Annotated in this window: 10 protein-coding genes; 6 read left to right on the plus strand and 4 right to left on the minus strand. The window is 39.3% G+C overall.

What is annotated here, in order from left to right; translation table 11 throughout:
* The first annotated feature begins 250 nt into the window (after window positions 1-250).
* Window positions 251-1,378 carry a glycosyltransferase family protein gene (locus BT_RS01155; RefSeq protein WP_008766215.1) on the plus strand — a complete coding sequence of 376 codons (1,128 nt, stop codon included), beginning with the start codon at window positions 251-253 and terminating at the stop codon, window positions 1,376-1,378.
* Window positions 1,375-1,557: a type II toxin-antitoxin system HicB family antitoxin gene (locus tag BT_RS01160; protein ID WP_008760535.1), complete on the plus strand. Its 183-nt coding sequence runs from the start codon at window positions 1,375-1,377 to the stop codon at window positions 1,555-1,557. Before BT_RS01155 ends, BT_RS01160 begins: the two co-directional genes overlap by 4 nt.
* Before the next feature lie 89 nt (window positions 1,558-1,646).
* Here the strand turns inward: BT_RS01160 and BT_RS01165 are convergent, their stop codons facing one another.
* From BT_RS01165 to BT_RS01175, 3 genes are read right to left on the minus strand one after another with little or no spacing between them, the layout of a single operon-like run.
* On the minus strand, window positions 1,647-3,803 hold the full coding sequence (locus BT_RS01165) for a S46 family peptidase (protein WP_008766213.1): 2,157 nt from the start codon (window positions 3,801-3,803) through the stop codon (window positions 1,647-1,649).
* Entirely contained in the window at window positions 3,804-5,963 is a 2,160-nt protein-coding gene (locus BT_RS01170; protein WP_008766212.1) for a S46 family peptidase, read from the minus strand. It lies immediately after the preceding gene.
* A gap of 31 nt (window positions 5,964-5,994) precedes the next feature.
* A complete protein-coding gene (locus tag BT_RS01175) occupies window positions 5,995-7,239 on the minus strand; it encodes an anaerobic sulfatase-maturation protein (RefSeq protein WP_008766211.1) in 1,245 nt (414 codons plus the stop codon).
* A 157-nt stretch (window positions 7,240-7,396) separates the two neighbouring features.
* On the opposite strand from BT_RS01175, the gene BT_RS01180 reads away from it, so the two are divergent.
* The 4 genes from BT_RS01180 to BT_RS01195 all read left to right on the plus strand — a co-directional run bounded on the left by BT_RS01180 (window position 7,397) and on the right by BT_RS01195 (window position 10,984).
* The gene (locus BT_RS01180; protein ID WP_008766210.1) at window positions 7,397-8,131 is read left to right on the plus strand and encodes a DUF4369 domain-containing protein; all 735 of its coding nucleotides are present in this window, start codon (window positions 7,397-7,399) and stop codon (window positions 8,129-8,131) included.
* A gap of 43 nt (window positions 8,132-8,174) precedes the next feature.
* Window positions 8,175-9,929: a tetratricopeptide repeat protein gene (locus BT_RS01185; protein ID WP_008766209.1), complete on the plus strand. Its 1,755-nt coding sequence runs from the start codon at window positions 8,175-8,177 to the stop codon at window positions 9,927-9,929.
* A 165-nt stretch (window positions 9,930-10,094) separates the two neighbouring features.
* Window positions 10,095-10,478, plus strand: a complete 384-nt coding sequence (locus BT_RS01190; protein ID WP_008766208.1) for a DUF3244 domain-containing protein — start codon at window positions 10,095-10,097, stop codon at window positions 10,476-10,478.
* 29 nt (window positions 10,479-10,507) lie between these two features.
* Window positions 10,508-10,984: a polysaccharide deacetylase gene (locus BT_RS01195; protein WP_008766207.1), complete on the plus strand. Its 477-nt coding sequence runs from the start codon at window positions 10,508-10,510 to the stop codon at window positions 10,982-10,984.
* Between the two features lie 78 nt (window positions 10,985-11,062).
* On the opposite strand, the gene BT_RS01200 is transcribed toward BT_RS01195, so the two are convergent.
* Window positions 11,063-11,821, minus strand: coding sequence for a lysophospholipid acyltransferase family protein (locus BT_RS01200; RefSeq protein WP_008760542.1), 759 nt, complete (start codon window positions 11,819-11,821; stop codon window positions 11,063-11,065).
* Window positions 11,822-11,901: the final 80 nt, after the last annotated feature.

The raw sequence follows: 11,901 nt of genomic DNA on the forward strand, positions 1-11,901 counted from the left end.
ACGATAGAAATACGCTGCAAAAATATGTGGAAAATCGGGAACTGCCAAAAAGTACTCAGAAAGTGTTAAAAATCAAAGAGCATTGAAAATCAATACTTTATGGTTAGTTAGTCATAGTAAGTTATGGTTAGTTATAAGGCTCTAAATACATAAAATAGTAATTGTAGAGTCATCTTATTGTAATCTAGAAAAGGGAACTTTGCATAACGAAAAACAAATAAATAAGAAATAAACTAATAATGATAGCCTCATGAAATTTTTATTTATTGTACAAGGCGAGGGTAGGGGACACTTGACACAAGCTATTACCCTTGAAGAAATGTTGTTGCGTAATGGACATGAAGTAGTGGAAGTATTAGTCGGTGAGAGTTCATCACGTATCTTGCCCGGATTTTTTAACCGGAATATACAGGCACCGGTCAAACGTTTTATCAGTCCTAATTTCTTGCCTGCGGCAGATAATAAACGAGCGAATCTAAAGAAAAGCTTTACTTACAATTTACTGCGTATTCCGGAATATTTTCGCAGTATGTGCTATATTAATCAGCGGATTAAGGAGACGGGGGCGGAAGTAGTGATCAACTTCTACGAGCTTCTGACGGGACTTACCTACGCACTCTTTCGTCCCTCCGTTCCATATGTCTGCGTCGGACACCAATACTTGTTTTTACATCAGAATTTTGAATTTCCGGATAAAAACTCTTTTGAATTGCGGATGCTGCGTTTCTTCACCAAGATGACAGCTGTTAGATCTTCGAAGAAACTTGCTTTATCTTTCAATGATATGGAACCGGACAGGGGACAACAAGTGGTGGTAGTTCCTCCTTTAATTCGGCAGGAAGTAACTGCTATTCAACCGGAAGAAGGAAATTATATTCATGGATATATGGTAAATTCCGGTTTTGCAGATAGTGTGGAGGAATTTCATACGATATATCCGGAAGTTCCTTTGAGGTTTTTCTGGGACAAAGCAGATGCAGAGGAGGTGACCCGGATTGACGAAACACTAAGTTTCTATCAGATAGATGATGTGAAGTTTCTTAATGGGATGGCCGGTTGTCGCGCTTATGCTACCACTGCCGGGTTCGAATCTATCTGTGAAGCAATGTATCTGGGAAAACCTGTATTGATGGTTCCGGCACATATTGAGCAGGATTGTAATGCCCATGATGCAATGAGGGCAGGAGCCGGAATTATCAGTGATTCTTTTGATTTGAAGCCTTTACTCCGTTTTGCCGGAACGTATTCTCCTAATCGTACTTTCGTTCGTTGGGTACGTAGCGGTGAACGACGTATTATTCTGGAACTGGAAAAACTGGCTGCATCACAATCAGCAATTACTTCAATACCAACATTTACTAATTATTTACCGATATGAAACTGAATAAAACAGATTATGTACTTGAGCGGGCGTCAGACGGCGGATATTATGCCTGGTTGACTGTGAATATGCAATGTAATGCTTACGGAGAGTCTCCTGAAGAAGCTGTGCTGAATTTGCAGGAAACAATGAATGAAATGATAGATGAGATGTATATGGTAGAAGAGTTTATTTAATGGATAATGGAAAATGGATAATGGATAATGGAGAATTGATGATGCCATTCTGCATAGAGATTTTCCATTATCCATTTTTCATTATCTATTTATTCAATACTCAGTTCATCAATAATGTGGGAGGCTCCTGCATATTTATCGATAATAAATAAGGTATAGCGGATATCTACACAGGCGGCACGTTGTGAGGAGGGGCGGAAAGCGATGTCTCCGGTCAGCCCTTCATAGTTGCGGTCGAAAGCTGTGCCCACTAGTTGTCCTTTGCTATTGAATACCGGACTGCCGGAGTTTCCTCCTGTATTATCAGTATTAACAATAAAGCAGACAGGCATTTCACCGTCTTTACCATAGCGTCCATAGTCTCTGGCTTTATATAGTTCCTTCAACTTCTGCGGAACTACAAATTCCCAGTTTCCTGGATCTTCCTTCTCCATAACTCCTTTGAGTGTAGTATGAGCGTCATAAACTACTCCGTCGGCAGGTTCGTAAGAAAGTACCTGTCCGTAAGTCAGTCGTAAGGTTGAATTGGCGTCCGGATAGATAGGCATTCCTTTTTCCTGTCTCATGTCCATCATTCCTTTTACCCATACCTTATGAGCAGCGTCGTAGTTCTGATTAGCCTCTTTCATGGCAATGGCAGTTTTCAATATTCCATCTGTGATGGAGTATTTGAAAAGTACCATCCAGTCATGACCTATCTTATATAAGCTTGGTTTTTTGATAAACTTTTCAAAGTTCTTGGGATTACCAAAAATCGAATATTCAAAACAAGCATCTACAAATGAATCTATATTTCCTTTGAAACGTGAGTTTATGATCTCGAAAATATTGATTCGTTGTTCCTCCGGAATGTAGCTGGCATAAGTTTGCAGCATGGTTTTGGCAACCATTCGCTCTACTTCCGGGAAGGGAACGGAGGCAAAGTATTTTTCACCGGCTTGTTTCAGATTTTCGGTAGCTGTTTTTATTTGTTCTTTGTTTTTTGACTTAAGGGCAGTGACCATTTCTGTTGTAGAAGGGAGGCGCATAAAGTCAAGTGCTGTGACAAGTGCTTCGTTAAGGGCTTGCTGGTGATAGAGTGCATCCCGTCGATGAGCAACGATAGAACGTATTTCATCAAATGCCTTCTGATAAGAATCATCACCTTTTTCGCGGCCACGGGCCAAGAGTTCTTCTTGTTGTTTACGCTTGGTATCCAGTACTTTGAGACGTACTAATCCTTCGTTCATACCAATTGCATTTTTCCAGTAATTGGCTGAAGATGCATACTTACTTGCATAATGGATTCGTACGGCAGGATCTTTCAGCATCTGCTCCATCAGAACTTTCTGACGGGCACCGCGTACATGTTGACGCATAAAGTTGGTAGTCTGCATACGCTCTTCCACTTCATCGGAAATCATATATCGCCAGTTACGTCCCGGGAATCCCATAACAAAGGTGAAGTCACCTTCCTGTACTCCGGCAATGCTGATTTTCAAATGTTTTTTGACCTGCAAAGGAACATTGTCTCTAGAATATGCGGCAGGTTTGCCGTTTTTATCAGCATAGATGCGGAAGAGGGAAAAATCTCCGGTATGGCGGGGCCACATCCAGTTGTCTGTGTCGGCTCCGAATTTACCAATAGAAGAGGGGGGAGCACCTACCATGCGAATATCGCTGTATACGGTCTTTACAAACATATAATATTTATTTCCTCCGTAAAAAGCTTTAAGTTCAAGTTTGGTTGCAGGGGTGACTTCTATATTTTCATCTTTAGCGAAGCGTTCTGCCACTTTGCTCAGGTAACTTGGCGACAAATAATTAGTACCATTCGGATCTTCATCTTTTTTCAACTGATCGTTTACGTAACTGGTTACATCAAGGATACGGTCGATAAAAGTGACGGTCAATCCCGGTGTGGGAAGTTCTGCATCACGGTTCATGGCCCAGAATCCTTCTGTCAGGTAATCATGCTCTACATTACTATGTTGTTGGATAGCTCCGTAACCACAATGATGATTGGTGAGTACCAGTCCTTCAGAAGAAATGACTTCTCCGGTACATCCGCCACCGAAGTGTACAACAGCATCTTTCAGAGAGATGCTATTGGCATTATATACCTCTTCAACAGGAATCTCCAGACCGAGTTCCCGCATGGCAACTGCATTTTGTGCTTTCAGGTCAGTTAGCATCCACATACCTTCATCGGCGTGGATGCTAAGAGTTGCCAGTGAAAAAATAGCAAATATAATTTGTTTTCTCATTTATTCTACGATAGTCATTTCATTAATCAGATGGCCGCAGTTTCCTAATTTCTCAAGGATAAACAGGACGTAGCGGATATCAAGGTTGATACAACGTTGCAAGTTGTTATCAAAGTTAATATCACCACTCAGAGATTCCCAGTTACCATCGAATGCACAGCCGATCAATTCTCCGTTTTCGTTCAATACTGGACTACCGGAGTTACCACCGGTAATGTCATTGGTTGACAGGAAGCAGACAGGCATATCACCGTTAGGTAATGCATAACGACCGTAGTCTTTCTTTTCTATAAGTTCTTTCAACTTGGCCGGTACCACAAATTCGCGGTCTTCCGGATTTTCTTTTTCAAGAATACCTTTTGTTGTTGTGTAATAGTTATAGTGTACACCATCTTTCGGATCATATGGTTTTACGTTACCATAGGTCAGGCGAATGGTGAAGTTTGCGTCCGGATATGAAGGAACAGGCAATTTCATTTCACCTAAACCGCGGATGTAAGTTTTGTGGAGCAGAGCAAGTTCTTTGTCTAGCTCTTTTAGCTGATCAAGGAGATTGCCGTATTGATCGTATTTGGATTGGGCATATTGCAAAGCCAGATCCTCATCAATAGCTTTTACTGTCGGCTTTTTGAGGAATTTATCAAAGTTAGCCTGATTGGCAAAAATAGACTTATCGTACATATCGTCTACGAACTTGTTGTAATCTCCTTTATATTTTTGCTCGATCACTTTATAGATAGCAGGGCGTTGGTTTGCCGGAATCATTTCTGCATAGAGAGGAAGCAGTGCTTTAGCTACTTTGCGGTCTACTTCATGATCATAGTCTTTGTTATGGATGCTTTTGAAGTTTTCTTTCAGACCTTCCAGACGAACTTTGATCAGAGAGTCGTTTTTATCAACCAAAGCTTCCCGTGTTTTAGTTAACATTGAGTTACCAAATTCGATAGCTCCGAAGAAAACTTCAGTCAGGCAAGTCAGTTGATAATTGAGAGGAGCTGTTTGTGCTACCAGATCATCGATCTTTTTCACAACATTGGCATATTCGGTATTGTTTTGTGCCTTTGCATATTCAGCAAATTTAGCTTCCTGTTCTGCTTTAGTGCCCAATACGTCATTGTCAATGATCGCTTTGTTCATTCCGATCGAGTTTTTCCAGTAGTTACTGGAGCCTGCATATTTGTTTGCATACTGAATACGGATTTTATCGCTGGCGTTCATCACTTCTTTCAAAACAGCCAGGCGTGCACCACGAATGCGGATACGCGGTTCATTGGTTGACTCCATGCGTTCTTTTACTTCTGACACAGTCAGATAACGGCTGGTTCTTCCGGGGAATCCCATGATCATTGCATAGTCTCCTTCTTTTAAACCTTTGATGGAGATTGACAGATGTTTCTTCGTTTTCAGCGGAGTATTGCTTGCGCTGTATTCAGCCGGCTCTCCGTTGGCATCTGCATAGATACGGAACATGGAGAAGTCACCGGTATGACGGGGCCACATCCAGTTGTCTGTTTCGCCACCGAATTTACCTACTGAAGAAGGAGGAGCGGCAACCATACGTACATCCGGATATATTTTCTTGTAGAACAGGTAGAATTTGTTTCCTGCGTAGAAAGGAAGGGCTTGCGGTACAATTCCTTTCTTATCTTTCAGGTCACTTTTTTCATAGAGTTCTTTAGCCAGTCCTTCAAGGAAAGCACCGGTGAATGACTGGGATTCTGTAATCTCTTTGGCGGCGATTTTAGCATTCACAATATCTGTTATATCTTCGATACGTTCGATGAAGGTGAACTTTAGTCCCGGAGTAGGAAGTTCCTGATCTCTGGATGTAGCCCAAAAGCCATCTGTCAGATAATCGTGTTCTACACTACTGTGTTGCTGGATAGAAGAATAACCGCAGTGATGGTTAGTCAGGATCAAGCCTTCCGGTGAAATGATTTCTCCTGTACATCCTCCTCCGAATATACCGACTGCATCTTTCAAAGAGACACCATTGGGATTATATAAATCCTGGGCTTCCAGTTTTAATCCTTGTTTCTTCATCATATCTATGGAATGTTGCTGTTGCATTAGTTGCAATAACCACATACCTTCGTCCGCTTTTACGGTACATACCAGCAGCGCTGTCAGCGCTAATAAATAAAGTCTTAGTCTGTTCATTACTTTATGATAACAATTATAAATTATGATGTTAATATTCTATTTTTAAACTTCCGTCTTTTAGTGCTTTCATGATGTTGGCAGGAGCCTGTTGATTCATTAATTCTTTTTTCATGAAATCCATATAGGGAGCTACATGCTGAAAGTATTGGTAATATCCTTTGCACAGATAGTTCAGACCGGGTTCGCCGTCCGCTGTCCGACTGAAGCGGTTCTTTGGACATTCTCCGTTGCAGGCAAATAGAAAGTCGCACTCCTTGCATTGGGTTGGGAGTGATTGGTATTTCATTGTTCCGAAGTTATGCTGTCGTTCACTATGCATCATTTCCACCAAAGTTTGGCTATAGATATTTCCCAATTTATATTCCGGGAATACGAAGTGGTCACAAGAGTATACGTCTCCGTTGAATTCCATAACGCCGGCATGTCCGCAATGCTTCGCCATTGTACATACGCCCGGTTGCTCGCCCATCCAGTTAGCCAATGTGGAATCGAATATCTGTATGAAGAATTTGCCCACATCTTCTTTTACCCATTCATCAAAAATTGTACAGAGAAAGTTACCCCATTGTTCCGGACTTACGGAAAAATCAGCCAATGCCCCTTCTTTACCTTCTGCCAGAGAGGCAAGATGACGACCGTCCTGATGTGAAACAATGCGTTCAACAATCGGAGCGAACTGAATATAATGGCAATCTATTTCTTTGAAGAAATTATAAAAGTCTAATGGATATTCGGCATTGAAATCGTTCACAACAGCCATAGCGTTCCATTCTACTCCATGTTTTTTCAGGAGATTGATCCCTTGCATCACTTTGACGAAAGAAGGTTTGCCCATCTTATTTTTGCGATATTCGTCATGAAACTCTTGCGGGCCATCAATGGAAACCCCTACCAGCCAGTTGTTTTCACGGAAGAACTCGCACCATTCGTCTGTAAGCAAGGTTCCATTCGTCTGGATACAATTGTCAATCGTACGTCCGCGGGCGTATTTCTTTTGCAGCTCCATCGCCTTTTTATAAAAAGAAAGCGGACGCATCAGCGTTTCTCCACCGTGCCAGGTAAAAAGCACTTGAGGCATGGTTTGAGAGTTGATATACTCGTCGATAAACTTTTCCAGTAGCTCATCGCTCATTACATGTTTCGGGTTTTCTTTGTATAGATTCGCCTTTTCCAAATAATAGCAGTATTCGCATGCGAGGTTGCATACGGCTCCCACGGGCTTTACCATGACATAAAGCGGTTTGGCAAAAGGTGCATAAGTTGTTGCTTTCATGACTGCAAATTTAGATAAACTAAATGAAAAAAATGATCTCCCACCTCTGTTTATAAGGATTATTAAAGAAAAGAGTCTTACAAGTTTTAAATATTGATAAAATGTTTCTTTTAAGTCCGAATCAGTTGTACCTTTGTACCCAGAATTTAATGAAACAATGAACGTGAATAAGATTTTGCCTTTTGTGCTTTTGCTTCCCTTTCTAGCTTCGTGTACTCATAAGTATAAGATAGAAGGAACATCTTCAGTAAATGGTCTGGATGGAAAAATGTTATATCTGAAGACTTTGAGGGATGGAGAATGGACAAAACTGGACTCGGCTGAAGTAGTGCATGGATCATTTTCAATGAAAGGGAAAATCGATTCTGTACAAATGACAACACTTTATATGGATGACGAAAGTGTCATGCCGGTTGTGTTGGAAAGTGGCAAGATCGTTATTACCATTAGCAATACCGACCTTAAAGCGGTTGGAACTCCTTTGAACACAGCATTGTATGACTTTATTGCAAAGAAGAATGCAATGGAAGAAAGCATCGGTGAACTGGAAAGAAAAGAAACCCGTATGGTGATGGATGGCGCTGATCTGGAAGAAGTTCATGAACAGTTACTTGCAGAAGGAGATTCACTGATGAAAGCGATGAATCAATATGTCAAGACTTTCATCTCGGATAATTATGAAAATGTATTAGGACCTAATGTATTTATAATGCTTTGCAGCTCTTTGCCATATCCTATTATGACTCCACAAATAGATGATATAATAAAGGATGCTCCCTATTCTTTTAAGAGTAATAAGATGGTGCGAGAGTTCTTGACGAAGGCCAAAGAGAACATGCAATTGATAGAAGAGCATCAACGGATGCAACAAAATGTAGGTTCGAAGAAATAAATCTTGAGTTTTTTGCGTATTTTTGCATAAAACTCAAGATAAGATGAAAACGTCCTTTTCTATTCGTATTGCTTTTTTCTTTATTCTTTCTTTTTTGGCAGTTTCCTGTCATAGAGATACGGACGCTCTCAACATGACTTTTTCAAAAGTGGAAAAGTGTATGGATCTATGTCCGGATAGTGCTCTAAACCTATTAAAAGGTATTCATGATCCTGAAAAATTGTGGGGTGAGTCACAAGCGACTTATGCTCTTCTGATGACGCAGGCAATGGATAAGAACTATATGAAGTTTAGTTCGGATTCGTTGATTGCATTAGCTCTGAATTACTATACAATAACTCAGACCTCCCCAATAATGTATGCAAAGGCTCTATTTTATCATGGAAGAGTTATGCTTGAATTGGATAAGGAGGAAGAAGCCTTGAAATCTTTTCTTGCGGCAAAAGATGTTTATGAGAGAACTAAGGATCATAAAATGTTGGCATTGATAGCAGAAGAGGTTGGTATGATAAATCGAAAACAGGACTTGTACGATGATGCTTTGACGAATTTTAGGGAAGCACTTACTACATATAAGCAGTTAAAGGATTCTCTTTCGGTTATTAGTGCTAGTTTGAATATTGCTAGAGTTTATTTGTTTAAGTCTGAATGGGATAGCTGTTCCTTATATTATAATAACGCATTAGAAATAGCAGTACAGAAGAATTATTTATCTGAAATTACAATATTGCATGAATTAGGTATATTGTATCGCTCTATGCAAAATTTATCAGAAGCAGAACGTTATTTCTTAGCTGCTTATGAAAAAGAAACAGATGAAGAAAAGAAATATATGGAATGTTTGTCTTTAGGATATTTATATATGCAAATGGGGCAGACAGAAAATGCTAGAAAATATTTAATAATGAGTGCGAACTCTTCTAAAGCATATACGCAGATTAGTGCATACGATTGTTTATATTTCTTGGAAAAAGACATTGATAATTTTGAAGAGGCAATAGTTTATCATGAATTAGCAGATTCCATAACTAATGCTATGGAGGAGCTTAACTCACGAGAGTTAATAGCAAGTTTACAGAAAAAATATGAGAATGAAAAACTACGGAATGATAATTTGCAAATGAAAGTACGATATACGAACTTTATTCTGTGGGGTACGATTGCTTTTTTATTTGTTGTTGCATGTATGTGTTATTATTATTATAAAAATCGGAATAACAAAAAGAAAATAGCCGAGATTGAATTACAGATTCAAGAGAATGAAGAAGAAATAGAACGATACCAGCAGGAAATAGAGGATATTCAAATATCAAAAGATCAGGTGTTAAAGGAAAATCTGATGTTAGAAGAAAATCGTACTAAAGTAGGAGAACTCAATGGAAAGATTGTTCTTTTAACCATGCAGAATAAAACTTTGTCGGAACATCTGAAAGAACTGGGGGGTGAATTAAATGTTGGCATATCTTCAGGCTCATTTATACATGCATTTCGGCTTCTATTGGCAATAAAAGAGGGGACCTTAAGAGGAAAACTTTCTAATGAAGAGCGTCAGAAGTTATTTAGTCTGTTTGATTTGATTTATTGGAATTATGTTAGTCGTTTATTGGAAAGAGCTCCAACTCTTACTAAACATGATCTTGAGATTTGCTGTTTTCTTAAATTTGGTTTGAGTCACGAAGAGCTAAGTTGTATCTTTCATACTACTTCTGATTCTGTAACGAGGGCAAAAGGCAGGCTTAAAGGTCGATTAGGCATTTCTCCGCAAGATGATTTGGACCTTTTTTTGAAGGAATTCTGAGAAATAAAAAATGGATTGTCCGGGTAAATGTTAAATTGATAATTAATAATATGTTGATTAATAGGTTGTTACTTTTCATTAACCTCTTGTAATTTGTCCGGGTTGATTTTTTTGTTTTTTCGAATACATACCGTACTTTTGGCGAAACAAAAAAGCAATATAATTATGAAAGTACGTTTTATTTTATCTTTTCTAGCTGCATTATTTATTGCAGGGAATATGATCGCTATTGAGAGTACAGAACGGGTAGAGAGAAAACTGCCTCTTGTGTTAAAAGGAGAAGTTCCGACTACGACAAGTCGTTCTATTCCTGTAATACCTATTAGTGCGTCTGTTTCTACAGATGATAATATTGTAGAAATCATTTTCACAGTTCCTTTGGGCGAAGTGAAAATACTAGTGGATGGACAAGTACAGGAAGTCTGTCAGGTAACGGCTCCTGGACAAACAACTTCTTTCTCTATAGAAGGATGGGCTCCGGGCGTTTATAAACTAGAATTTAAAGTCGCCGGAGGCGGATACGTATACGGAGAACTAGTAATAGAGTAAATAAGGAACTAGACCTTAACTTTTATATAATGAATAGTCATCATACAGTTGCTATTGGCACTTGGGAAGGTGACAAACAGCAATCTATTGAATATAATTCTTCTATTGCAGTCGGGATTGATTGTCCCCGTGCAAAATTGAGAGTAAGTATTCTATTAGATACAATACAAGAGTATCAGGTGAGATATATCTTTTCTGACGAGGAGATAAGTGAAGCTGTAAATGAGGCTGGGCTTATCATTGGCGCAAGGGGTATAGCCTATGAAGGGGTATTACAACGAAAACCGGTTATTGTAGTGGGGGAATATGGTTTTGGAGGTTTAGTTACTCCAGATACATTGCATGAACAATACAATAATTATTTTAGAGGCAAAATCAATGGAATAAAAGCAGAGTACTTCTCTTTAGAGCGATTAGAAGAAGAAATAAGAAGAGGATTTGCTTTGACATTCCAGGAATTGCAAATGATGTCTAACCAGACAATAAGATTTCTACATAATATATAGACTTTTTGATTTAATAGATTAATGCATAAAGACTGGTTAGGTATGCGGGGGTGCGTGAGTATCCCCGCATTTCGTTTCTTACCGATCCTGATCTTCGTTTGTGATCATTCCTTTATGCTTTTCAGGAAGTGCACTCTCAACAGCAGCATAAGCCTCTGCCATAGTAGCTTTTATGTTTTCCATACCTTTTCCTTTAGGAGGAATAGGGTCATGAATGGTCAGAATCATGCGATGGCGATGTATCCATTTGCCTGTACGTGGCAGGATTTCAAAAGAACCGTCGATTGTAACGGGAACAACTGCCAGCTGCAAGTCATCTGCCAATTGAAACGCCCCTTTTTTGAAATATCCCATGTGTCCGGTGAAAGTACGTGCTCCTTCGGGAAAAACGACTAAGGATACCCCGTCTTTCAGCGAATCTTTTGCTTGCCGAATGGTCTCCAGTACTTTTTTGGGACCGGACCGGTCTACAAAAATGTGTCCTGCACTTTCACATGCTTTTCCTACAAATGGTATCTTACGCAGGCTTTTTTTCATCATCCACTTGAAATTTCTTCCGATGAATCCATAAATAAGAAAAATATCGAAGGATCCCTGATGATTCGGCACAAAGATATAAGAGGTCTTCCCGTGTAATTTTTCACGACCGTGAATCTTTACAGGAATCAACAGAAAAAGACAGATGAGTTGTGACCATATTTTGCCCGGATAGTATCCCCAGAAATGAGCTCCTCCTAGTAAAGAGCCTACAATGGTGACAATCGCTGTAAGAATAGTCAATACCAATAGGATAGGTAAAGCAATACAAATTTGATAAATATAATATAGTATCTTCATGGGGAGTTTATTTTTATATATATGCAAAGATACATGATTATTGGTAAAAAAAGCAGTAGGATACAACATAATCTTTGCGA

The sequence above is a fragment of the Bacteroides thetaiotaomicron VPI-5482 genome (assembly GCF_000011065.1).
Lineage (GTDB): Bacteria > Bacteroidota > Bacteroidia > Bacteroidales > Bacteroidaceae > Bacteroides > Bacteroides thetaiotaomicron.